20 protein-coding genes and 1 riboswitch are annotated in these 22,339 nt (G+C 60.8%); of the genes, 5 read left to right on the forward strand and 15 right to left on the reverse strand.

The window, feature by feature from the left end:
• The first annotated feature begins 93 nt into the window (after positions 1–93).
• Genes ribA through ACTJJN_RS17695 form a run of 3 tightly spaced genes read left to right on the forward strand, consistent with a single transcriptional unit; the run spans position 94 to position 1,939 of the window.
• Positions 94–711: a GTP cyclohydrolase II gene (gene ribA / locus ACTJJN_RS17685; RefSeq protein ID WP_017148065.1), complete on the forward strand. Its 618-nt coding sequence runs from the start codon at positions 94–96 to the stop codon at positions 709–711.
• A complete protein-coding gene (locus ACTJJN_RS17690; RefSeq protein ID WP_003255388.1) occupies positions 708–1,127 on the forward strand; it encodes a hypothetical protein in 420 nt (139 codons plus the stop codon). Before ribA ends, ACTJJN_RS17690 begins: the two co-directional genes overlap by 4 nt.
• On the forward strand, positions 1,127–1,939 hold the full coding sequence (locus ACTJJN_RS17695; RefSeq protein WP_014755180.1) for a cobalamin-binding protein: 813 nt from the start codon (positions 1,127–1,129) through the stop codon (positions 1,937–1,939). The genes ACTJJN_RS17690 and ACTJJN_RS17695 overlap by 1 nt, the downstream gene beginning before the upstream one ends.
• Here the strand turns inward: ACTJJN_RS17695 and ACTJJN_RS17700 are convergent.
• From ACTJJN_RS17700 to ribB, 5 genes are all read right to left on the reverse strand, one after another.
• Entirely contained in the window at positions 1,917–3,788 is a 1,872-nt protein-coding gene (locus ACTJJN_RS17700) for a TonB-dependent receptor domain-containing protein (protein WP_017148066.1), read from the reverse strand. The genes ACTJJN_RS17695 and ACTJJN_RS17700 overlap by 23 nt on opposite strands.
• Positions 3,789–4,130: 342 nt before the next feature.
• Complete coding sequence (gene dxs, locus ACTJJN_RS17705; protein ID WP_003255384.1) at positions 4,131–6,026, reverse strand: 1-deoxy-D-xylulose-5-phosphate synthase; 1,896 nt, start codon at positions 6,024–6,026, stop codon at positions 4,131–4,133.
• A 176-nt stretch (positions 6,027–6,202) separates the two neighbouring features.
• The gene (gene ispA, locus ACTJJN_RS17710) at positions 6,203–7,090 is read right to left on the reverse strand and encodes a (2E,6E)-farnesyl diphosphate synthase (protein ID WP_004577210.1); all 888 of its coding nucleotides are present in this window, start codon (positions 7,088–7,090) and stop codon (positions 6,203–6,205) included.
• Entirely contained in the window at positions 7,087–7,329 is a 243-nt protein-coding gene (locus ACTJJN_RS17715; protein ID WP_003255380.1) for an exodeoxyribonuclease VII small subunit, read from the reverse strand. Before ACTJJN_RS17715 ends, ispA begins: the two co-directional genes overlap by 4 nt.
• A 165-nt stretch (positions 7,330–7,494) precedes the next feature.
• Entirely contained in the window at positions 7,495–8,145 is a 651-nt protein-coding gene (gene ribB, locus ACTJJN_RS17720; RefSeq protein ID WP_003255379.1) for a 3,4-dihydroxy-2-butanone-4-phosphate synthase, read from the reverse strand.
• 80 nt (positions 8,146–8,225) lie between these two features.
• Positions 8,226–8,367: riboswitch (FMN riboswitch) on the reverse strand.
• A gap of 149 nt (positions 8,368–8,516) precedes the next feature.
• On the opposite strand from ribB, the gene ACTJJN_RS17725 reads away from it, so the two are divergent.
• Positions 8,517–9,497 carry a zeta toxin family protein gene (locus ACTJJN_RS17725; protein WP_014755183.1) on the forward strand — a complete coding sequence of 327 codons (981 nt, stop codon included), beginning with the start codon at positions 8,517–8,519 and terminating at the stop codon, positions 9,495–9,497.
• A gap of 21 nt (positions 9,498–9,518) precedes the next feature.
• On the opposite strand, the gene ACTJJN_RS17730 is transcribed toward ACTJJN_RS17725, so the two are convergent.
• The 3 genes from ACTJJN_RS17730 to ACTJJN_RS17740 all read right to left on the reverse strand — a co-directional run bounded on the left by ACTJJN_RS17730 (position 9,519) and on the right by ACTJJN_RS17740 (position 12,533).
• A complete protein-coding gene (locus ACTJJN_RS17730) occupies positions 9,519–10,412 on the reverse strand; it encodes an alpha/beta hydrolase (RefSeq protein ID WP_014755184.1) in 894 nt (297 codons plus the stop codon).
• A gap of 100 nt (positions 10,413–10,512) precedes the next feature.
• Positions 10,513–11,841 (reverse strand): HAMP domain-containing sensor histidine kinase, encoded by a 1,329-nt coding sequence (locus ACTJJN_RS17735; RefSeq protein ID WP_440781465.1) that lies wholly within the window; start codon positions 11,839–11,841, stop codon positions 10,513–10,515.
• Positions 11,841–12,533 carry a response regulator transcription factor gene (locus tag ACTJJN_RS17740; RefSeq protein WP_440781466.1) on the reverse strand — a complete coding sequence of 231 codons (693 nt, stop codon included), beginning with the start codon at positions 12,531–12,533 and terminating at the stop codon, positions 11,841–11,843. The genes ACTJJN_RS17735 and ACTJJN_RS17740 overlap by 1 nt, the downstream gene beginning before the upstream one ends.
• A 181-nt stretch (positions 12,534–12,714) precedes the next feature.
• Here ACTJJN_RS17740 and ACTJJN_RS17745 point away from each other — a divergent pair, with 181 nt between their 5' ends.
• Entirely contained in the window at positions 12,715–14,889 is a 2,175-nt protein-coding gene (locus ACTJJN_RS17745; protein ID WP_440781467.1) for a TonB-dependent siderophore receptor, read from the forward strand.
• Between the two features lie 176 nt (positions 14,890–15,065).
• On the opposite strand, the gene ACTJJN_RS17750 is transcribed toward ACTJJN_RS17745, so the two are convergent.
• The 7 genes from ACTJJN_RS17750 to ppa form a co-directional block, all read right to left on the reverse strand.
• Positions 15,066–15,530 (reverse strand): hemerythrin domain-containing protein, encoded by a 465-nt coding sequence (locus ACTJJN_RS17750; RefSeq protein WP_440781468.1) that lies wholly within the window; start codon positions 15,528–15,530, stop codon positions 15,066–15,068.
• 500 nt (positions 15,531–16,030) lie between these two features.
• Positions 16,031–16,804, reverse strand: a complete 774-nt coding sequence (locus tag ACTJJN_RS17755; protein ID WP_014755188.1) for a c-type cytochrome — start codon at positions 16,802–16,804, stop codon at positions 16,031–16,033.
• Between the two features lie 9 nt (positions 16,805–16,813).
• A complete protein-coding gene (locus tag ACTJJN_RS17760) occupies positions 16,814–17,749 on the reverse strand; it encodes a copper resistance protein B (RefSeq protein ID WP_440781469.1) in 936 nt (311 codons plus the stop codon).
• Complete coding sequence (locus tag ACTJJN_RS17765) at positions 17,739–18,074, reverse strand: hypothetical protein (RefSeq protein ID WP_017148071.1); 336 nt, start codon at positions 18,072–18,074, stop codon at positions 17,739–17,741. The genes ACTJJN_RS17760 and ACTJJN_RS17765 overlap by 11 nt, the downstream gene beginning before the upstream one ends.
• Positions 18,071–19,936 carry a copper resistance system multicopper oxidase gene (locus ACTJJN_RS17770; protein WP_440781470.1) on the reverse strand — a complete coding sequence of 622 codons (1,866 nt, stop codon included), beginning with the start codon at positions 19,934–19,936 and terminating at the stop codon, positions 18,071–18,073. The genes ACTJJN_RS17765 and ACTJJN_RS17770 overlap by 4 nt, the downstream gene beginning before the upstream one ends.
• 957 nt (positions 19,937–20,893) lie before the next feature.
• A complete protein-coding gene (locus ACTJJN_RS17775; protein WP_004577015.1) occupies positions 20,894–21,595 on the reverse strand; it encodes a LexA family transcriptional regulator in 702 nt (233 codons plus the stop codon).
• A 186-nt stretch (positions 21,596–21,781) separates the two neighbouring features.
• Positions 21,782–22,309 carry an inorganic diphosphatase gene (gene ppa, locus ACTJJN_RS17780; protein WP_003255365.1) on the reverse strand — a complete coding sequence of 176 codons (528 nt, stop codon included), beginning with the start codon at positions 22,307–22,309 and terminating at the stop codon, positions 21,782–21,784.
• Positions 22,310–22,339: the final 30 nt, after the last annotated feature.

Here is a 22,339-nt window from a genome sequence, read left to right on the forward strand (position 1 = left end):
ATCTTAAGCCACCGTATACAGCCAGCCCACATCCCCCAACCTGCTGATACAATCGGCCCACGAGAAATTTCCTACTTATTCCAGGAGCACAACGTGCCCGTCGTCTTTGTTGCCGCCTCTAAACTCCCGACGCCCTTCGCGACCTTCACCATGCATGGCTTTCTCGACGAAGCCACAGGCCGTGAGCATGTGGTGCTCAGCCTGGGTGATATCGCGGACGGCGAGCCGGTACTGGGGCGCCTGCATTCCGAGTGTCTGACCGGCGATGCACTGTTCAGCCAGCGCTGCGACTGCGGCTCGCAGCTGGAAGCCGCGCTGCAGGCCATCGCCCGCGAAGGCCGTGGGGTGCTGTTGTACCTGCGTCAGGAAGGCCGTGGCATCGGCCTGCTGAACAAGATCCGCGCCTACGAGCTGCAGGATGGTGGCGCCGACACCGTCGAAGCCAACGAACGCCTGGGCTTCGCTGCCGACCAGCGTGACTACGCCATATGCCTGCCGATGCTCGAGCACCTGGGCGTGAAGTCGCTGCGTCTGATGACCAACAATCCGCGCAAGGTCAAAGCCCTGACCGACATGAACATCGTGGTTGCCGAGCGTGTGCCGCTGCACACCGGGCATAACCCGCACAACCGCTACTACCTGGCGACGAAGGCCGGCAAGTTGGGCCACATGCTGGGCAACGAACACCAGGGCGAGGTGCCCCAGGCGTGACTCGCGCCGAGGTCAAGCGGCGCCTGGCGCTGGCCTGGTGGCAGTACCTGGCGGTGGGCCTGGTGCCGCTGCCAGTCATGGCTTGGGCCTTTGGGGGCGGTGATGCACTGATCCCGGTGTTGGCCATGCCACTGTTCATCGCCGGTGCGGCCACCATGTTCCTCAGCCTGCCGCGCTTCGGTGCCTACAAGCGCGCACTTATTGCCACCTCAAAGGTGCTCGGCACGGGCGAAGAAGCCGCTGCCTGGATCGAACTGGCGCGGGTGCGGCGCATGGCCATGCTGTATGCCTGCTTCCCGGCTTGGGTCGCCGCACTGTCGGTGCTGGTCGGTCTGGAGGCAGTGCCGCAGATCCTCCTCGCATTGTCTACCGTTGTAGTGCTGTACCTCTATCGCATACCGCGCCAGCTGGGCTGATGCGACTGCTACCTGGCCTGCTGGCGTTGTTCGCCTGCACTGTACTGGCTGCAGAACCGCTGCGTGTCGTCAGTCTGGCCCCCTCGATGAGCGAGATCATGCTTGAGCTGCAGGCAGACGACCTGCTGGTGGGCGTGCTCGACGGTGGCGAAAGGCCGGCTGCGCTGCGCCACTTGCCTTCGGTCGGGCGCCAAGGGCAACTGGACATGGAGCGCCTGCTCAGCCTGCGCCCCGACCTGTTGCTGCTGTGGCCAGGCAGTGTGCCACCGGCCCAGCGCGACCAACTCAAGCGCCTGGGTATCGCCACCTTCAGCGCCGAACCCCACGACATCAGCCAGCTGATCGAGCAGATAGAGGCCATTGCCGGGCGTATCGGGCGTGCCGAGCAAGGCCATTCATACGCGCGAGCCCTGCGTGAGCGGCTGCAGCAGCTGCGCCAGCAGTATCGGCGTGACGAACCCTTGCAGGTGTTTTATCAAGTCTGGGATCGGCCGTTGTACACGCTCGGTGGCCGGCAGGTCGTGACCGACGCCCTGGCCGTGTGCGGGGCGCGCAATGTGTTCGCCGACCTTGGCCAGCCGGCGCCACAGGTGAATGTGGAGTCCGTGCTGCTGCGTAATCCGCAGGTCATCCTGGCAACTGATGAGGCGCAACTGGCCAGCTGGAAGGCCTGGCCGCAAATTCGAGCGGTGGCTGATGGGCGCCTGCTGGTGGTGCCGGACAAAGGGCTGGAGCGCCCCAGCGGACAGATGATCGAAGCCACCGCTCGCTTGTGTGCGTTGCTGGACGCTAAAGCGCCGGTGTCCAGGTAACGCTGAAGAGCACAGTGCGGCCCTCTTCGCGGTAACGGTGATACGCACCCTCGTAGCTGTAAAGGGCGCGGCTGTAGCTGCGGTCCAGCAGGTTATCCAGCTTGGCTTCGAGTTTCAGTTCGTCGCTAGCCGCCCAACTGCCGCGCAAACCTAGCAGGCCATAGCCACCGATGCGGTTACGGTTGGCCTCATCGTCATAACTGCTGCTGACCGCCTGCCAGCTGGCACCCACGCTGAAACGCCCGAACTCACGGTCCAGATCCAGGCTCAAGGTGCGGCGGGCGCGGCGGGCGAGGGTGTGGCCAGTGTCGCGGTCGCGTGGGTCGATCAGCGCCAGGCCAAGCTGGCTGTGCCAGGCGCCCCATTGCTGCGCCAGCGCCATTTCCACGCCATTGATTCGTGCCGAGGCGACGTTGCGGGGTATCGAGTCCTGGCCAAAGATGATCGCGTCGCGCAGGTCGGTGCGGTACAGCGAAGCCTCCAGCCGGCTCTCTGCAGTCAGCTGGCTGCGCCATTGCAGCTCGTAGCTTCTGGAGTGCTCTGGGTCCAGGTTCGGGTTGCTGAACTGTGGGTAATACAGGTCGTTGAATGTTGGCGCGCGGAAGCCTTCGCTGTAGGACAGCAGCACATCGTTGTGCGCGTTCAGCGGTACGGTCAGGCTGCCGCTCCAGGTGGTCTGGCCACCAAACTGTTGGTTGCGGTCATGGCGCACCCCCAGCTCAGTGGAAATCTGCTCGCCCTGGTAGCGGTGCTGGGCGAACACGGCACGGTTCCAGCGGCTGTCCTCAGTGAAGTCGGTACTGCCGTGTACGCGGTCTTCGTACCAGTCGCCACCGATCAGTATGGTGTTCTGTTCGCCGAGGGCCAGGTCGTTCTGCCAGGTAGCCTGATCGCGGTAGGTGTTGAAAACGAAGCGCTCAGCGCTGAGCTTGTCGCGTTTGTCGTCTCGGTTCTCGCCATGGGCCAGTTCAAGGCGTGAATGCCAGGTTTCGGTGACCTGAACGTCAACGTAACTGCCCAGGCTGCTGACGCTGAAGTCGGTGTAGGGTTGTTGACCGAAGCTCTCGAAGGTAACGGGGTCGAAGCCGCCGAACGGGTTGTCGTACTCGCTGCGCCCACGGCTGTCGAGCACGTTCAGGCCGGCCTCGAAGCGCTCACCGAAGGTGTGGCTCAGGCTCAGGTTCAGGGCCTTGTTGCGGTAGGCGTCGTGGTCACCATCGCTGGCGAAGGATGGCCCGGTCGAGTCGATGCCGGCAGTTTCGTCCAGGCTGGCGCCAAGGTTGAAGCGGGTCGTGTCGTTGCCGCCAGAAAGCCCCAGGCTGCGTTGGAATGTCTGGTTGCTGCCGGCGGCCATGCGCAGGCGTGGCTGCAGACCGGGGCCACTGCTGCGTCGGGTGAAGATCTGGATCACCCCGCCAATGGCATCGCTGCCGTACACCGCTGAGCGCGAGCCGCGCAGTACTTCGATGCGCTCGATCTGGTCGATGTCCAGAAACTGCAGGCCGCTGTCGCCCGAGGTGGCATTGGCGATGCGCACGCCATCGACCAGCACCAGGCTTTGCGCGGCCTTGGTGCCACGGATAAAGATGCCCGGCAGGCTGCCACGGCCACCGGTAGGTGCCACTTGCACGCCCGGCACGCGGGAGAGCAGGTCGGTAACGCTGGTGGGTTGCAGGCGGTCGATGTCGGTGCGGGTGAAGACCGTGTTGGCAGCGCTGGTGGCGGTACGCGATTCGACCTGGCGGCTGGCGCTGATCAGCACGTCGGGGAGTTTGAGGGCGTCGTCGCGCTCAGCGGCCAGAAGGAATGTAGGGGTACAGAGAATCGTGGCACAGGCAAACTTTTTCATGGGCAGTTCCAAAGGGTTTCCACAGCACTGTGCTGTCCCCGTAGGAGCGGGTTTACCCGCGAAAGGGCCTGCTGGCCAATCTCCACCCGCCGTTCACCGTTGCCGGCGCTACCGTATTCGCGGGTAAACCCGCTCCTACAGTGAGCACACATCGGTGATCGGGCGCAGGTAGGAGCGGGTTCACCCGCGAAAGGGCCGGGCCTGCTGGCCAATTTCCACCGCCGTTCAGCGTTGCCGCCGCTACCGTATTCGCGGGTAAACCCGCTCCTACCACGGTGGTGGAAAACGCACCGGTGATTCGGCGCAGGCCGTCGTAGGAGCGGGTTCACCCGCGAAAGCGCCCTAGAGCCCGAGCTTGACCATGCGGGCCTTCACCGAAGCCTCGATGCCGGCCGCATCCAGCCCACACTCAGCCAGCATTTGCGCAGGCTTGGCATGCTCGACATAGATATCCGGCAGCCCCAGGTGCAGAAGCGGCTTGAGCACTGCCTGGCTGGCAAGGAACTCACCCACCGCAGCGCCCGCGCCACCCATGATGGCGTTTTCTTCAATGGTTACCAGCAGTTCATGGCTGCCTGCCAGCTCCAGCACCAGCGCCTCGTCCAGCGGCTTGACGAAGCGCATGTCGACCACCGTGGCGTTGATCTGTTCGGCCACTTGCATGGCCTCGGCCAGTTGTACGCCGAACACCAGCAAGGCCACTTTCTCGCCTTGGCGGCGGACCACACCCTTGCCGATCTCCAGTGGTTGCAGGTCACCGCTGATCGGCGCATTCGGGCCGGTACCACGCGGGTACCGTACAGCGGCCGGACCGTTGTACAGGTGGCCGGTGCTGAGCATCTTGCGCAGTTCGTTCTCGTCGCTAGGGGTCATCACCAGCATGCCCGGGATGCAGCGCAGGTACGACAGGTCGTAGCTGCCGGCGTGGGTCGGGCCGTCCTCGCCGACCAGGCCGGCGCGGTCGATGGCGAACAGCACGTCGAGGTTCTGCACCGCCACGTCGTGGATCAGCTGGTCGTAGGCGCGCTGCAGGAAGGTGGAGTAGATCGCCACCACCGGCTTGCTGCCCTCGCAGGCCATGCCGGCCGCCAGGGTCACGGCATGCTGCTCTGCGATCGCAACGTCGAAGTAGCGCTCAGGGTAGCGCTCGCTGAAGTCGACCAGGTCCGAGCCTTCCTTCATTGCCGGGGTAATGCCCACCAGGCGGTTGTCGGCGGCGGCCATGTCGCACAGCCACTGGCCGAACACTGCGGAGTATTTCGGACCGCTGGCTTTCTTCGGCGCAGCTGGCTTGTCGGCCGGCTCCAGCTTGGTGATGGCGTGGTAGCCGATCGGGTCAATCTCGGCAGGGGCGAAGCCTTTGCCCTTCTTGGTCACCACATGCAGGAACTGCGGACCTTTCAGGTCACGCATGTTGCGCAGGGTGGCGATCATGGTGGGCAGGTCGTGGCCGTCGATCGGGCCGATATAGTTCCAGCCCAGTTCTTCGAACAGCGTGCCTGGCACCAGCATGCCCTTGGCGTATTCCTCGGTGCGACGGGCAATTTCCCAGGCGCCTGGCAGTCGCGACAGCACTTTCTTGCTGCCTTCGCGCATGCTCGCGTAGGTGCGGCTGGAGAGGATCTTGGCCAGGTAGTTGGACAGGCCGCCGACGTTGCGCGAAATCGACATGTCGTTGTCGTTGAGGATCACCAGCATGTCGGCATTGACTTCCTGGGCGTGGTTCAACGCCTCGAACGCCATGCCGGCGGTCAGCGCGCCATCACCGATCACCGCGATCGACTTGCGTGCGCTGTTCTGCAGACGGGCAGCAATGGCCATGCCCAGCGCGGCGCTGATCGAGGTGCTGGAGTGGCCAACGCCAAAGGTGTCGTACTCGCTTTCGCTGCGGCGCGGGAAGGCCGCGATGCCGTCCTTCTGGCGCAGGCTGAGCATGCGGTTACGACGCCCGGTGAGGATCTTGTGCGGGTAGGCCTGGTGCCCTACGTCCCACACCAGCCGGTCGTCCGGGGTGTCGAACACGTAGTGCAGGGCGATGGTCAGCTCGATCACGCCCAGACCGGCACCAAAGTGCCCACCGGTCTGCCCGACGGTGTAGAGCAGTTCCTGGCGCAGTTCGTCGGCCAGCGTCTCCAGGTCGGCTTCGGCCAACCGGCGCAGGCCGGCAGGCGTGTCAGCGCGGTCGAGCAACGGCGTGACCGGGCGTTCGCGGGGGATCTCTTGAAACGTCGTGGGCATCAGGCGAGTCGTTATAGGTGTGTGAAGACGCGGCAGTTTACCCCATTGTGGGAAAAGTGCCCATTCGACCACAGGTTACGCGGTCCCCTGTGGGGGCGGGTTTACCCGCGAATGCGTCGGCAAATTCAAGATCGCATTCGCGGGTAACCCGCTCCTACAGGGATCGGTGAAGCTGTTTAGTTACGGCGTTCGACGATGTAACGCGCCAAGGCCCGCAGCGGTTCGGCCGTTTCGCCGAACCCTTGCAGTGCAGCCAGCGCCTGGTCGCGCAGTTCGATTGCATAGGCTTTGGCGGCTTCCAGGCCCAGCAGGGCCGGGTAGGTCGGTTTGTCACGCGCTATGTCTGCACCTTGGCGTTTGCCCAAGGTAGCAGTGTCGCTTTCCACGTCGAGGATGTCGTCCTGCACCTGGAATGCAAGGCCAATGGCCTGTGCATAAGTCTGCAGGGCATCCAGCTGCGCCGGTTCGGCACGGGCACTGGCCAGGGCGCCGAGGCGTACGCTGGCTTCGATCAGCGCGCCGGTCTTGTGCCGGTGCATGAACTCCAGCGCCTGCTGGTCCAGCTTCTGGCCCACCGAACCGAGATCGATCGCCTGGCCGCCAACCATGCCGGCCGGGCCGGCAGCTTTGGCCAGTACCTGAACCATGGCCAGGCGAATGCTGTCGATCTGAGGGCTCAGGCATGGGTCGAGCAGGGCACTGAAAGCCAGGCTCTGCAAACCGTCGCCCGCGAGGATTGCGCACGCTTCGTCAAACGCCTTGTGGGTGGTCGGCTGGCCGCGACGCAGGTCGTCGTCGTCCATGGCCGGGAGGTCGTCATGCACCAGCGAGTAAGCATGGATCAGCTCTACCGCGCAGGCTGCGCCGTTGGCTTGTTCGGCCGGGGCGCCCAAGGCTTCGCAGGCCGCATAGGCCAACAGCGGGCGCACGCGTTTGCCGCCGTTCATCACGCTGTAGCGCATGGCGGCGTAGAGGCGTTCCAGCTCTTTGCTCGGGGCGATGAACAGCGGTTCGAGGGCTGCGTCGACTCGGGCCTGGCAACTGGCCTGGTAGGTGCCAATCATGCTTCCGGCTCCGCGTCGAAGGGCTGGGCAGCCAGTTCACCGTCGCGCTCCAGCAGAATTTGCACCTTCTGTTCGGCCTGGGCCAGGGCGCCCTGGCAGTCACGGGTCAGGGCGATGCCTTGTTCAAAGGCGGCCAGCGACTCTTCCAGCGACAACTCGCCGTTCTCCAGGCGCTCGACCAGTGCTTGCAGGTCTGCGAGGGATTGCTCGAAATCGAGGGAGGCTTTTTTGCGGGCCATGGCGACTGTCTCGGTGGCATTCAGAACGGCGCGACACTAGCAGAGCGGGGCGGGGGGAGCAAACTTCCGGCAACTGCATCGGCTGATACAGACCGATGGAGGAGCGGCCCTGTGTCGCGAAAGGGCCGCTCTCACAAGGACCGCAAAGCGTCCCGGTTCGGTGGATCAGGCCGGCTCTGCTTCCCGTTCCAGCATCGCCTCACGGTACCGCGCCAGCTCCTCGATGGTCAGCACCGGCAAATTGTACTGCCGTGCATATACCGCCACCTGCTCGCCACGGGCCATGCTGCCATCGGGGTTCATCAGCTCGCACAAGACCGCTGCCGGGCGCAGGCCGGCCAGGCGCGCCAGGTCTACCGAACCTTCGGTGTGCCCACGGCGGGTCAGCACACCGCCATTGCGGGCGCGCAGCGGAAAAACATGCCCCGGGCTGACGATATGGCGCTGTTCGGCGCTGGAACGCAGTGCTGCGTCAATGGTGGTGATGCGGTCCTGGGCGCTAACCCCGGTGGTGATACCTTCGGCCGCCTCGATGGTGACGGTGAAACCGGTGCCGTGGCGGGCCTGGTTGTTCTGCACCATGGGTGCCAGTTGCAGTTCGTCGACGGTGGCTTCGTCCAGGCACAGGCAGACGATGCCGCTGCAATCGCGAATCATCATGGCCATGGTTTGCAGCGTAATGTTCTCGGCGGCGGCAATGATGTCCGCTTCGTCCTCGCGGTCGTCATCGTCGAGCAACAGTACAGGGCGCCCGGCCTGGAAGGCGGCGATGGCGGCGGAAACAGTGGGAAATTGCGTGTGGTGCTGGGTGAACATGAAACGCTCCTCGTGAATGATCGATGAACGTCTCGGGGCGAACAAAATGCGCGCGCAAGGGCGCCCGGATGGCCCCTGCATGACGCCTTCTTTCATCCGGACTATGACCGTCGGCTCTGGAGTTGCACCAGATCTGCTGACCCCCGACATGGTCGGGGCGCTCGCGGGCTCATCTTTCGATTTACCGCCGGTGGGGACTTACACCCCGCCCTGAAGACCGACCCAGCATACAGCACAGGGCCACCCCAGTGGCAACCCGCGGTTCTACTACCTTCGACGAGACTTGCAGCAGTAACCATCTACCCCTTTGCACTTGCCGCAGCGCTTACCTTCGTGATGGTCACATTGGCAAACCTAGGAAACGAACCGTCATGTCCTCTCTCTATCCTTTTACCGATACCGATCTCCATCTCGCATTCAGAAAGGTCGTCGACACATTGTTCGACAAGAAACGCGACTACGTCGACGGCGTGCTCAAGCCCAAAATGCTCATCATTGCCGGTGCACAGGGCTCGGGTAAGACGTACCTGTTGGAAAAAACGCTGTTGAAGAGCGGGCGCTACGACAATTATGTGCGCCTTTACGAAACCCATTTTCGAGAACTGCACCCTCATTATCGGGCGATGGAAGACAAAGGCGTGCTGCATGTCTACGAGCATACCGAGCCGTTCATCTGGCGCCTGGGGGCAATGATTTGCTCGTATGCGATGGAAAACAAATACAACATCATCATGGAGACCGCGCTAGACAGCCCTCATTTCGCTGATTTTCCACTTAATGCCGCCCAGAAGGGCTATCAGAGCGAGGTCCATCTGATTGCGTGTCAGAAAGAATTCAGCCACTGGTCGACCCTGGACCGTGTGGTCAACAGTGTTGGCAATCATGAGCTCGAGCGTGTGGTCAGCCTGACGCAGATCGAAGAGGCGCAAATCAATGGCAGGTCCATCATCGATGCTTTCGAAAACGCCTGTATCGAGGTACCGGGTTCCGAAATCGTGATCTATCGACGTGGCCTGGAGACGGACAGGAATAGCCTGCCGGTCTGTCACAGCACCTGTCCTGAAAAAGGGCTCCTCGTGCCCCAGCAGACCTACCAGGGCAGGGAATTCTTCCGCGGGGCAGACCTGAAGATCGACTTCAAGGTCCAGCGCAGTCCCCAGGCCGATTTCCCCTGTTCCTATATTCAGTATGCGCAGGTGGTGCATGCCGGCCTGCTGGGTTCGAAACACCGTCGGACGATGGCCGAACTCAATTGCAAAACCCTCGGCCAGGCTCAGAAGCTGATGTCGCAGCTGCCTGTGGATGTCTACCGCGAGCTGTGCCTGTACGTGCTCAAGTACGCGCAACCTTGAGTCGGACAGGCGCAGGGCTGGTCACTGGCCAGACATGCCTTCGATCACCCTGCGCAGGGAGGCGGCCAGCATGGGCCCATGCCCCAGACCCTCGAAGCGCTCATAGCGCACGTCAAGGCCTTTGATCGCGGCCAGATCTGCCGCCAGTTGGCGCGCAGGCAACTCGTCGTTCTCGTGCGGCGAACCATGCGGGCTGGCGGGCTCCTGCCCGCCGCGCATCAGCAACAGGTGCGGGCGCGCCTCGCCAAGGCGTGAGGGAAGCCCTTGCGCCTCCCGGACAATCACACCATCGCGCCACCACAGTGACGGGCTGGCAGCAGCGTAAAGGCTGAATGCGCCGGGGCGGGTAAACAGTGCGTGAAGCACGGCCAGGCCACCATAGGAGTGCCCCCACAGCGTCTGTCGTTGCGGGTCGATCGGCGCCACAGCCGACACCATCGTGCGCATGCGCCCGGTCAGAAGCTTCAGGAACGCATCGACCCCGCCGCTGGGCTGGCCGGTCAGCGGATCACGCTGCTGCACCTGCTCCGGCAGCGCCGGGGTGTAATCCAGCGTGCGGCCGGCCCTGTCGATGCGCAGTTCGGTCCGGTAACCCACCGCCACCAGCAGGGGCGCCTGGCCCGCGGCGAGCCTGTCCAGTTGCTGCTGATCCAGCGTCCCCAGCGCAGCATTCCCATCGAGCATCCACAGCACCGGGTACCCCGATGCTGGCGCTGGACGATTCGGCTTGCCAACCCACAGGCGGTAGTGACGCAGGCCATCGGCCGAGTCCAGATCAAGCTGGCTGAAGTGATAGGCCAGGTCCTGGCGCTGTAACACCGACGTGTCCATCTTCTGGTCATGCTCGGGCTGGGCCAGGACAAGAGGGGCCGCCAGGGCAAGTGCCAAGGCCAGCATCAGGGTCTTCTTGCTCATCGGGCGTCTCGTCAGGGCTTTGCAAGGAGCGCAAGGCTTGAGCGCCCAGATGATAACCAGTCCCGATCGAGCGTAAAGCGCATTAACTTTCTAAACAGTCTCAGGCCGCAGGCAAGGTCATGTGCAGGCACAGGCCCGGGTGCCCATTGCTGGCCCACAACCGCCCGCCTTGCAGTTCGATGGCGCGGCGGGCGATAGCCAGGCCCAGGCCGAAACCTGCGCCACTGTCGGCCAGGCGCTGGTAGGGCTTGAAAATGCGCTCAAGGTCGGTATCCGGTACGCCTGGCCCTTGGTCGCTCAGGCGCAGGTGCCAGCATGCGCCCTCGCGCCAGCCATCAAGGCTGACCCGGCCTTCGGTCGGCGAGTGGCGAATGGCATTGCGCAACAGGTTTTCCAGGGCCTGGGCAAGACTGTCCAGATGGGCCTGCACCAGGCAGTCGGTGCCAAGTGAGCACGGCAGGCGCGTACGGTCCCAGCCGCTTTCGAAACAGACGTCCTCGCACAAGGCTTCCCACACGGAAAGCACCAATACCGGCTCGGTCGACAGGCTGGGTTGTTCGGTGTCCAACCACGCCAGGTCGAGGGTGTTTTCCAGCAGCTTCTGCATGTCGGCCACCTCACGGTCCAGGCGCTCGCGCAGCTGCGGCGGTGGCAAGTCGCTGTCATGGGCGATGCGCAGCCGCGCCAGCGGCGTGCGCAGTTCGTGAGACAGCGTGCGCAACAGCAGGCGCTGTTGCTCAAGGCTCTGGCGCAGGCGCCCGGCCATGTGCTCGAAGGCCTGAGCCAGCTCACCCAGCTCATCGCGGCGTTGCTGCAGGGGCAGGGCGGGGCTGTCCAGGTCATCGGCCCGCAGGGCGTCGGCGCGGTCGCGCAGGCGGTTCAGCGGCACGACAAGGTGCCGGTATAGCGCAAGGCCCAGCAGCAGGGCCAGCAGCGCGGGGGCAACGCCATGAGTCACCACATGGGTCCAGGGTGTCAGGCCTGTGGGTAGCAGCCGTTCGGGCAGTTGCAGCACCAGGCGGCCATGCTCGGGGTGTTGCGGAAATTCGATGCTGACGTATGGCAATTCATCCTGCAGGCGCCGGCTCATCGGCCAGTCGAGCTTGCGCATGAATGTCAGGTGGCTGGCTTCCTCGGCGCTCAGCGGGGTGGTGCCAAGGCTCTGAAGGTGTGGGCCTATCACGGCCACCCAGGTGTCCTCGGCCAGTGCCACCTGCTTGCGCCAGGCTTCGGTGCCGGCTGCGCCGTCCTGCTCCCACGCCTGTTCGGCCTCTTGAGCATAACGCGCCAGGTAGTCCTGGTCGGCCTGGGACAGAAAATAGGTACTGCGTTCCACCGAAAGGCCCCAGGTCCAGATGAGCCAGATCAGCAACAGGCAGAAGCTGACTTGCAGCAAGGCCAGTTTCCACAGCAACGGGTGGCGACGCATCAGGCCTGCTCCGTGTCGACCAGGATGTACCCTTGGCCACGCACGGCCTGGATCTGCAGGTGCTGGGCGTTGATGTCGGCCAGTTTGCGGCGAAGGTTGCACACATGCACATCCAGGCCTCGGTCCAGTCGGGTATAGGCCCTGTGCAGCACGGTCTGGTACAGGAAGGGCTTGCTCAACGCTTCGTCGGAGTGTGCCAGCAGCGTGACCAGCAAACGGAATTCGGAAGCGGTAAGGCCAGCGGCGTTGCCGTTGTGGATAACGTCCTGGCGGTCGTGGTCCAGCATCACCTCCCCCACGTCGGCACGCAGCGCCGTACCACGATCGAATGCCACGCGACGCAGCAAGGCATCTACCCGTGCGTCCAGCTCTGCCAGGCTGAAGGGCTTGGGCAGGTAGTCGTCTGCACCACGGGTGAAGCCGCTGATGCGATCCTGCTCGGCCCCTAGTGCCGACATCAGCATGACCGGCACGGCCTGCTGGCGGCGCAGGGCGTCGAGCAGGCTGAGGCCGTCGATGCCTGGCAGCATGATGTCCAGCAGCACCAGTTCGAACTGCGATTGCTGTATGGCATTCAGGGCCTGGGTGCCGCTGGCGCAGGCGTGCACCTGGAAACCGCGGGTGCGGAAATGACGGTCCAGGTCCTGAAGCAGGCGTGGGTCGTCTTCGGCAAGGAGAAGTGAGGTGGGCACGGCGAGCCTTGATGAGAACTTTTATCAGTTGCGAATCATCCCACTGGCTGCAGGGAAAGGGCAACGCCTTGATGTGTTAAGAAGGTTAATCCTGCTGCACCCTGGTTTTCGCTCCGGTATCGTTCGCAAAAAGCAACTTGTTTCGTTTGCGATTCAATATCATTTGGGCGAAGGGTGTGTCATGACCGGTTTCAAAAGTGTGGGCAGCTTACAGCGGGTTCGGGGATGGCTGGCGCTGGGGTTGCTGGCGCCGTTTTCTTTATCGGCAGTGGCCGAAACGGTAGCGGCCCAGGCGGCCGAAGACAACTCGCTTGATCTGCCTGCATTGACCATCGAAGGCAACCGCCTGTACGACATGCTGCCTTCGGAAGAAACCGGCGGTTACAGCGTCGATGCCGCTACCGTGGGCACCAAGACGCCGGCAGCGCTCAAGGACATCCCGCAGTCGATCACCGTCTACACCCAGGACTACGTCAAGGATCGCCAGTTCGTGCACCTGGATGACCTGGCCAAGTACACCGCTGGCCTGCGCACCCTGACCAATGACAGCGGCCGCTCGTCGATCTACGCCCGTGGCTACGAGTACAGCGAGTTCAATATCGACGGCCTGCCGGCGCCCATGGCCAGCATCTTCGGTACTGTCCCGTCGTTGGCGGCGTTCGACCGCGTCGAAATCATGCGCGGGCCGGCCGGGCTGTTTAGCAGTACCAGCGAGCTGGGTGGCATCGTCAACATGGTGCGCAAGCGCCCGACCGCCGAGTTTCAGGGGCATATCGAAGGCAGCTACGGCACCTGGGACACCAATCATGAGGAAATCGACCTGAGCGGGCCGCTGGACGAGGCCGGTCGCGTGCGCGGGCGCTTCATCGCATCCCGTGACGACACCAATGGTGAAGTGGACTACAACGCCAACACCAGCAACACCTACTACGGTGCGCTGGACATCGACCTGGACGACGCCACCACCCTGTCGTTCGGCCTGATGCATGAAGTGAAGAACATCACCCCGCACAACGGCTACCCGGCCACGTTGTCCGGCGAGGTGCCCGACTTCAGCCATTCGCGTTTCCTGGGGGCCGACTGGAACTACTTCGACGGCAAGACCACCGACTTGGTCGCCGAGCTGACCCACCGCTTCGACAATGGCGGTTACGGCCGTGTCGCGGCCCGTGGCTCGCACCGCGACACTAACTATCTGTACGCCTTCACTGCAACCAATGCCACCACAGGCGCCAACTCCGAGCGCGCCAGCGCCCGTGATTTCACGCAAGACACTTATTCGCTGGACGCCAGCTACAGCCAGCCGTTCGAGACCTTCGGGCAGGTAAGCGAGTTTGTGGTCGGGAGTGACTACAAGAACTACGACACCGAGTACCTCAACGGCACCACCAATCTCGGCGCGATCAACGTGAATACTTACTCGCCGAAGCAGTTCGCCAAGCCGTCGCCCAACTACAGCACCGAGACCGGCATGCAGGAAGAGGAGTACGGCCTGTACTCCAAAGTGACCTTCCGCCCGGTGGAACGCCTGGCGCTGATTGCCGGTGGCCGCTTCAGCTGGTATCGCGGTGACTTCTACACCACCACCCTTAGCAGCGGCGCCACCACCAATGACAGCAAACGCGTCGACGGCCACTTCACCCCTTATGGTGGCCTGGTCTATGACCTGACCGACAACCACGCGCTGTACGCCAGCTATTCGCAGGTGTTCAAGCCGCAGTCCGACACCGACAGCAATGGTCGGGTGCTGAAACCGCGTGAAGGCGAGCAGTACGAGTTCGGCCTTAAGAGCAGCTACTTTGGCGGCGACTTGAATACGCGCTTCTCGGTATTCCGCCTGACCGACAAGAACCGCGCTACCACCGTGTACGATGCTGATGGTGTGGCCACCACCGACTCCGTTGCATCCGGCAAGACCCGCGTGAAGGGCGCGGAAGTGGAAGTGAGCGGCAAGCTGACGCCAAACTGGGAACTGCTGGCTGGCTACACGTGGATGGAGACCGAAACCGTCAAGGGGGACGCCGAAACCACGTTCTTCATCATGCCGCGCAACCAGGCTTCGCTTTGGAGCAAGTACACCATCAGCCAAGGGCCGCTGACCGGCTTGGCCTTGGGTGGCGGTATATCGGCGATGAGCAACTTCCACTCCGAGAGTGGCGGCGTGCGTATCGATGCACCGGGCTATGCCACGGTGGATGCGATGCTGTCTTACCCGGTGACTTCGAAGCTGACGGCCACCCTCAACGTCAACAACCTGTTCGACCGGGACTACCTGTCGCGGGTGGGGTCTACCTCGACGTTCAACTTCTACGGGCCGTCGCGCAGCATGATGGTTGGGGCGCGGTATGACTTCTGACGAAGTCTGTGGCTGCTAGGTGCGCCGTAAAACAAGGCCGCGCCTGCAAAGGGCGCGGCCTTGAGGCTGAATGATGAGAAACGTGGGAGCGTATCTGCACCCTCGGGTATCAGGGCCATTAAGTTGTGAGGCCGCGTGTTAATAAGTAGCGTGCTTTTAATTCAAGAAAATTAAATCTACGAGGGGTGCCATTGATGCTTTATTTCCTGCCATTGGGTGTCTGACAACCACTTGTCTGCCACCGGAAAGAAAATATTCTCCTCGGCATCCATATGGTCATAATATTTCTTGATGAAGTCTTCGATCGTGTCGGCGATTACTCTCGCCTCTTGCGTTGACTGCTCCAACATCTTGAGCTGTCCGGCAATTCGCTTGAAGGCTTTATGATCTTGCTCGATAGCCATGACCCGTTGGTGAATCGGTGCGTCGGTTGCCAGCAAGGCCAGCCGAATAAGCTCTTCATTTTCATGGTGGTGTCGCTCTGCATCACCATGCAAGGCTTCCAGCTGCTTAAACAACAGCTTGCAGTCATCGGCACCCGCGGATCCGTGCCTTATCCTCTCCAGTAATTCTTTGATCTGAGTAATTTTGCTAGCCACCTCATGATGATAGGCGTGCAGCTCTTTCAACAAGGCGTTCATGCTAAGTCCTCATCACTACACCAAGCCGTTACAGATTAAATATTATTATTAAGCAATCTCCAAGGACAGCTGCACGTGTCGGCCTACATCTAATCCTTTAATTATAGTCTAGTGCGAAACGCTCACCTTCAAAAAAACCGCCCCCTTGGAAGATTTCGAAATATCAATTTGATGTCTATATGCATTGCAAGAAGACGCAGACACACCAGGATCGCTAGCGTGCTGTCCTTGAACAGCGGGGGGGGGGGGCTGAGCACAGCAGGAGGTGCAAGGGGCTGCGTGCTGTGCACGTAGGTCGGGGTTGGATACCCGCGGATTGTGACTGCTGTTTTTAAAGGCTTGTTAAATTAAAAAGCCGGCTTATGGTTGGTTTTTAAAGACTATCCATATGATTAGTATTGGTTTTAACCTTTTTAAAGCGTTGAGATCCGCCACTTTTGGGTCGTTTTTGACCGGCTTTTTCCGCGACTTATGACGGCTGACTCATGGGCGGATCGTAATTAGCCTTCATGGGTATGTTCCGCACCATCACGGTGAATATGCTTCTTCTGAGCCGGCTTTGAGTGGTGATCACTGCCAGTTTCGTCATGGCCGTGGTGTTCAGGTGCGGGCTCTGGTGATGGTGATTTGGGATGGTGTGCCTGTGCATGTCCCCTGTCATGATGATCTCTCCCCGAGACTGCCTCTGCAGGGTGATTGGGCACGTTGTCGCCGTGTTGGCCTTCATGGCTGTGCATTTCACTTTCACCTCCACCATGCTGGTGACCGCCACTGATCGCTACCATCGCGTTGTACTGTTGGGCGTTCATCTGGGGTAGTTGATCCAGAAATGCAACGAGTCCCCAGATGTACTCATCGCCCATGCTCTTGCCCCAGGCAGGCATGCCAGAGGCTTTGATGCCGTGCTTGATGGTCCAGAATGCTACGGCGGGTTTACCACCGACCCCAAGCTTGCCAAGGTTGGGAGGAGACGGATAAAGCGCCTGGCTGAGCTCTGTTTTCTCGACGCCAGGGGCAAGATGGCAACCGATGCACATGGCGTTGTAGTTGCCGGCGCCGACACGAATCAGGTTTTCATCCTTGAGGTTCGGTACCTCGATGTTTCTTGCGCGTACCTCAATGGAGCGATCCCGAGCCATGACCAGAAATGCATGCACTGCAGGGAAATGCGGATCGTCAGCGCCGACGTTGACCAGGCCAAGGTAAGCTGCACCCAATACCCCTGCACTGGCCGCGGCACCCGCTACTACGAGCGTTGTAATTGTTCTTTTCATGTAAGGGTCTCAAAACCACATGCGGATACCGGCAACGAAACGCGCTTCATCCACATCCCCACCCTCATCGCGGATGAAGTCTGCGGTCTTGCCGTAGGAGCGGCTCCAGGTGACGCCTATGTAGGGTGCGAACTGACGGACGATTTCATACCGTAGCCGCAGTCCGACTTCGGTATTCGCGAGGCCGGAACCTACGTCGCGCGCGGGATCGTTCTTGCCATAGAAATTGGCTTCAACTGTTGGCTGCAGGACGAGGCGATTAGTCAGGAGAATGTCGTAGTCGCCTTCCAGGCGAGCGGCGGTCTGACCGTTTTCACCGATGAATGCAGTGGCTTCGGCTTCGAAGTCGTAAAGTGCCATACCCTGAATACCGAACGCCGCCCAGGTCTGGGGGGATTCGGGTTCGAAGTCCTGGCGCACCCCGGCAACCACATCCCACCAGGGGCTTATAGAACGGCCATAGAGGACTTGCAACTCGGCATCTTCAGTGACGCCGTTAGTGCGTTCACCTTCGGAGCGGAGCCAGAGCCGGTTGATATCGCCGCCTATCCAGCCAGAAGCGTCCCACGACAGCGCACTACCGTCGTCTGCGTCCTGATACTCCAGTTGATCCAGCAAGAAGAAGCTGTTGATCGCGCTGTCGTGCATCTGATGCCCGCCCAGTGGGGGGAAGGCCGCTTGGCGGTCCGCGTCCGTTAGTTCGGGAATCGGGGTACGGCTGCTGGTCGCAGGCTCGCCAGAGCCATGGTTCATCGTAGAGTGATCCATCGCCCCATGGTCCATGCCTGCCATCGAGTCATGCGACGGGGCCCTGCTCATTTTCATGGACCCGTGCCCCATTGCCGAATGGTCCATTTCGTCAGCGGCAAAGCTGGGCACAGCGCCTAGCATGCCGGCTGAAAGGGTCAAGGCCAGCAGCGATGGTCGCGCCAAGCTATTGGCCATCTTTCCCTGCCTTAGCTTTGTCGCTGCCATGTGATTCCATCATTTTTTTGTGGTCCATGCCCTTCATCGAGTCATGGTCCATACCCATCATGGATTCATGATCCATGCCCTTCATCGAGTCATGATCCATACCCATCATGGATCCATGATCCATGCCCTGGGAACCTTTGCCTTTCGCAGTATCGGCAGTTTTCTGGGCGTGCTGCTCATGGTCATCGCTGGACCACGACAACGGGGCATAAATAGCAAACAGGCCAGCCATCGCAGCGGAGAGGAAAAACGTGCTTCGTTTCATTGGTTTGCTCATCTCGGATCTCCCGTTCATTCGTCCACACGGACTTCTCGGAACATGCCCGTTTCCATATGGAACATGAGGTGACAGTGATAGGCCCAACGCCCCAAAGCATCCGCAGTTACGCGATAGCTTCGTTTTGAGCCTGGTGGCATGTCGATGGTGTGTTTTCGAACCATGAAGTTGCCGTTCTCATCCTCCAGGTCGCTCCACATGCCATGAAGGTGGATGGGGTGAGTCATCATGGTGTCGTTAATCAAGGTGATACGAAGGCGCTCTCCGTACTTGAGGCGCAGGGGGGCGGCATCGGAAAACTTGATGCCGTCGAAGGACCAGGCGAATTTCTCCATGTGACCCGTCAGGTGCAGCTCGACATTCCGGCTAGGCTCTCGTCCATCTGGGTCGATGAAGGTGCTCCGCAGGTCTGCATAGGTCAGGACGCGGCGACCGTTGTTACGTAGCCCGATGCCCGGGTCATCCAATTTTGCCGTCGGGGTCATCGTCTGCATGTCGACCAATGGGTTGTTGAGCTCTGAGTCTGGATGACTCTGCATTTCCTTACTCATGCCGGCCATGCTGCCGTGGTCCATGCCAGCCATCTTGCTGTGATCCATGCCGGCCATGCTGCCGTGGTCCATGCCAGCCATCTTGCTGTGATCCATGCCGGCCATGCTGCCGTGGTCCGTGCCAGCCATTTTGCTGTGATCCATGCCGGCCATGCTGCCGTGGTCCGTGCCAGCCATTTTGCTGTGATCCATGCCGGCCATGCTGCTGTGGTCCATGCCCATATCATTCATGGAAATGAGGGGGCGTGGGTCAACGGTTGGAACAGCAGCTTGCAAGCCTTCACGGATGGCCAAGGTGCCCCTGGAAAAGCCCGTACGGTCCATGGATTGAGCGAAGATGGTGTATGCCTGTTCGTCTTCTGGCTCAACAATGACATCGTAGGTTTCGGCTACTGCGATACGGAACTCGTCGACCGAGACCGGATGGACATACTGCCCATCCGCTGCAACCACTGTCATTTTCAGGCCAGGAATGCGTACATCGAAATACGTCATGGCGGAGCCGTTGATGAACCGAAGCCGGATTTTCTCGCCAGGCTTGAAAACACCCGTCCAATTTCCATCCGGAGCCTGGCCGTTCATGAGGTAGGTGTAGGTATACCCGCTCACATCCGCGAGATCAGTGGGGCTCATCTTCATCTCGGCCCACATCTTGCGATCGGCCATCGCAGCAGACCAGCCCATTTCGCTTACGTCGTTGACGAAGTCACCCACGGTCCGCTTGTGGAAGTTGTAGTAGTCAGACTGCTTCTTAAGCTTGGATAGAACGTGGGCAGGGTCCTCATCCGTCCAGTCGCTGAGCATAACCACGTAATCCCGGTCATAGGCGAAAGGCTCGGGTTCTTTCGCGTCGATGACCAGTGCGCCATACACCCCGACTTGCTCCTGGAAGCCAGAGTGGCTGTGGTACCAGTAGGTGCCGTTTTGATGGAGTTTGAACTTGTACTCATACATGCCATCTGGTGCGATGCCATGGAAGCTCAGGCCTGGGACACCGTCCATGTTCGCCGGCAGGATGATGCCGTGCCAGTGGATCGAGGTGTCCTGTTTCAAGCGGTTGCGCACACGAAGCGTAACGATATCGCCTTCACGCCACCGAAGCGTTGGGCCAGGTACAGAACCATTGATTGCCATGGCTGTCCGTTTTGCACCCGTGATATTCACCGGCAGTTCACCGATGTAGAGATCAAAGTCGGTGCCCGTCAGCACATTCGGCTGGCCAGGACTGGTCAACGCCCACACTGGCATGCGCCACATGCCCAACCCGCCGAGTATTCCGGTAGCAGCCAGGCCTTTGACGAAGGAGCGTCTGGTGGTTTTGCTTTGCATGCCGTTGCGCCCACTCATATGGATTGCTGGTGTCCAGGCTGCTGGATGTAGCAACCTACGGTTTCAATAGCGCTCCCATCAGCCTCGACGACGTTCAAAAGAGCACAAGCTTTACGGGGGAAAGAAGCTCGACGCTGCCATCGTTTTGATGCTGGGGTAATTACATTTTTGGAAGCGCGTCTCAGCAACTCGTGTGCCGGTTTGCTTGCCTTCCTAATCAAGCGGACAGGCCTGATGGCGCTATGCTCAAGGACAATCTAGCTACCTGATGCTGTCAGATAACTGAGCCCGACATTACTTTTCTGTCAGCTTCACATTGGTTGCGTTACTTGCTGCAAACTGAAAGGGCCAAGAGCAGGGGGCAATTTCTTCATTGCGAGTAATGGGCAGGGCTTCTCCTTGGCGCAACGGGTGAAGAAGACCGGGTAACCTCGTACCAAGGAACAGCACTTCGCTTGCGACTCAATACGCAATCACTCACAAACTACGATGAAATGCTGACGCGATTCCGTCGTGTATCACGCTGCTCGACAGTTCTGAGATGATCAAGCTATTGAGCCGTCAATGGCTTCGACGATGCTATCCCGAGATTTTCAGGCCAAGTGAGAAATAGCTTGCCTTCACTCTCATGCCGACTTGGCACAGATAGATGCGGGGGATGTGCTTTGACAGAGCATGGGCTGACCTTGGCCTAGCACAAATTCTCTTTTACTTCAGAGGGTTAGGAATTAAAAAGCCGGCTTGTGGCCGGCTTCTCGGGGACGCTTCCGACTAATTTATGGTAAGCCGCAATCGCCTTAACTGTGTGGCCATCAAGGGCCTGAAAGAGATGGCAGATGCCCGTGTGGGATATCGCCGAGCCCTCTGGAACGCGGCTCGCGCCGGTCGGGGCTTAATGTGCGGCGTAGCATACAAGGGCGGGCGGCGGATGCCCAGCAAAAAATTGCCCAGGGCGCTTCAACTGGGCCGCTGCTGGCGGAAATGTGACCAGTGGAACACCCAGCCAAGAATTTCCAGGCCCTGCGCCTGACGCTGGGCAGCGGTGTAGCGTTCGACCGTGTAGTTGCGCCGGTCATGGCTGTGCAGGTACAGGGTGTCGTGCGGGCCAAGACTGAGGTTGTTTACCCTGAGCATGCCGTTTTGCAGCAGGGCATAGGTTTCGCCCTCGACCACCTGGGTCATGCCCAGATCAATGGCCAGGGTAGCTTCCAGGGGAATCAGCGGGAGCATGTTGCTGGCCGGCATTGCCAGGCAGATTGCGTTGCCGGCTTGCACACCCAAACCCTTCAGGGCTTTTGCCGGCAAGCGCAAGTGCTTGCTGCTCACTGGCGACAGCAAGCCGTTGCTCACTTCGTAGTAGGGCACCTTCAATAACCGGCCACGATGGCCCGACAGCGGGGTAAGCGGGTTGGCGGGCACTGGCCGTGGAAGGCCGTTGCGCAGGAGTGGATTGGGGTGTTTGGGGCCTTCACCGGTGCGCAGCCAACGTCGGTGCACACAGAACAGATCGGCCAGTTCGTCCAGCCGGGCCAAAGGTACACCGCGTTTGAACCAGTTGTTGACGTGCTGTGCTGTGACGCTGCGCTGGGCGGCGAAATCGGAAGGGGTTAGGCCACATTCTTGGAGCAGGGCCCTGAGGCGGTCGCCGGAAGTGTTCATGGCGGCGAGTGTAGCGGCGAATTGCCAGACAGGATATGAACCGGATGTTGACGGGGTTTGTATGAAAAGTGGTTGTTTGTAAGGCTCTGGTGTAGGACGGCGTAGGATTTATTACCGGTAATGTGCGTATTGCCCATTCCTGCATAAAAAAACCCCGCCTAAGCGGGGTTTCTCCTGCAATCGGAATTAGCCTTTGTAGGCAGCGACCGATTTGGTGATCGCGGCACGGGCGGCGTCGGCGCCTTCCCAGCCTTCGATCTTGACCCACTTGCCCTTCTCGAGATCTTTGTAGTTGGCAAAGAAGTGCTCGATCTGCTGGATCAGCAGGGCTGGCAGGTCGGTGTATTCCTTGACGTCAACGTACAGCTGCGACAGCTTGTCGTGAGGAACAGCGATGACCTTGGCGTCGCCGCCACCGTCGTCGGTCATGTTCAGCACGCCAACCGGACGGGCGCGGATAACCGAGCCTGGGGCCACTGGGTAAGGGGTAACCACCAGCACGTCCAGCGGGTCACCGTCGTCAGCCAGGGTGTTCGGGATGAAGCCATAGTTGGCTGGGTAGAACATTGGGGTAGCCATGAAACGGTCGACGAACAGCGTGTCGCTGTCCTTGTCGATTTCGTATTTGATCGGCGCGTGGTTGGCCGGGATCTCGATGGCGACGTAGATGTCGTTCGGCAGGTCTTTGCCCGCCGGAATCTTGCTGTAGCTCATTGGGCAGTGCCCCCGTGTTTGACCAAAAAG

It is taken from the genome of Pseudomonas sp. 22515 (genome assembly GCF_052044625.1).
Classification (GTDB): domain Bacteria; phylum Pseudomonadota; class Gammaproteobacteria; order Pseudomonadales; family Pseudomonadaceae; genus Aquipseudomonas; species Aquipseudomonas alloputida.

What these genes read in the sequence shown, in the direction of transcription:
- ACTJJN_RS17695 (WP_014755180.1), top strand. Translation starts at nt 1,127, where the DNA reads ATGCGACTGCTACCTGGCCTGCTGGCGTTGTTCGCCTGCACTGTACTG.
- ACTJJN_RS17700 (WP_017148066.1), bottom strand. Translation starts at nt 3,788, where the DNA reads ATGAAAAAGTTTGCCTGTGCCACGATTCTCTGTACCCCTACATTCCTT.
- dxs (WP_003255384.1), bottom strand. Translation starts at nt 6,026, where the DNA reads ATGCCCACGACGTTTCAAGAGATCCCCCGCGAACGCCCGGTCACGCCG.
- ispA (WP_004577210.1), bottom strand. Translation starts at nt 7,090, where the DNA reads ATGATTGGCACCTACCAGGCCAGTTGCCAGGCCCGAGTCGACGCAGCC.
- ACTJJN_RS17715 (WP_003255380.1), bottom strand. Translation starts at nt 7,329, where the DNA reads ATGGCCCGCAAAAAAGCCTCCCTCGATTTCGAGCAATCCCTCGCAGAC.
- ribB (WP_003255379.1), bottom strand. Translation starts at nt 8,145, where the DNA reads ATGTTCACCCAGCACCACACGCAATTTCCCACTGTTTCCGCCGCCATC.
- ACTJJN_RS17725 (WP_014755183.1), top strand. Translation starts at nt 8,517, where the DNA reads ATGTCCTCTCTCTATCCTTTTACCGATACCGATCTCCATCTCGCATTC.
- ACTJJN_RS17730 (WP_014755184.1), bottom strand. Translation starts at nt 10,412, where the DNA reads ATGAGCAAGAAGACCCTGATGCTGGCCTTGGCACTTGCCCTGGCGGCC.
- ACTJJN_RS17735 (WP_440781465.1), bottom strand. Translation starts at nt 11,841, where the DNA reads ATGCGTCGCCACCCGTTGCTGTGGAAACTGGCCTTGCTGCAAGTCAGC.
- ACTJJN_RS17745 (WP_440781467.1), top strand. Translation starts at nt 12,715, where the DNA reads ATGACCGGTTTCAAAAGTGTGGGCAGCTTACAGCGGGTTCGGGGATGG.
- ACTJJN_RS17750 (WP_440781468.1), bottom strand. Translation starts at nt 15,530, where the DNA reads ATGAACGCCTTGTTGAAAGAGCTGCACGCCTATCATCATGAGGTGGCT.
- ACTJJN_RS17755 (WP_014755188.1), bottom strand. Translation starts at nt 16,804, where the DNA reads ATGAAAAGAACAATTACAACGCTCGTAGTAGCGGGTGCCGCGGCCAGT.
- ACTJJN_RS17760 (WP_440781469.1), bottom strand. Translation starts at nt 17,749, where the DNA reads ATGGCCAATAGCTTGGCGCGACCATCGCTGCTGGCCTTGACCCTTTCA.
- ACTJJN_RS17765 (WP_017148071.1), bottom strand. Translation starts at nt 18,074, where the DNA reads ATGAACGGGAGATCCGAGATGAGCAAACCAATGAAACGAAGCACGTTT.
- ACTJJN_RS17770 (WP_440781470.1), bottom strand. Translation starts at nt 19,936, where the DNA reads ATGCAAAGCAAAACCACCAGACGCTCCTTCGTCAAAGGCCTGGCTGCT.
- ACTJJN_RS17775 (WP_004577015.1), bottom strand. Translation starts at nt 21,595, where the DNA reads ATGAACACTTCCGGCGACCGCCTCAGGGCCCTGCTCCAAGAATGTGGC.
- ppa (WP_003255365.1), bottom strand. Translation starts at nt 22,309, where the DNA reads ATGAGCTACAGCAAGATTCCGGCGGGCAAAGACCTGCCGAACGACATC.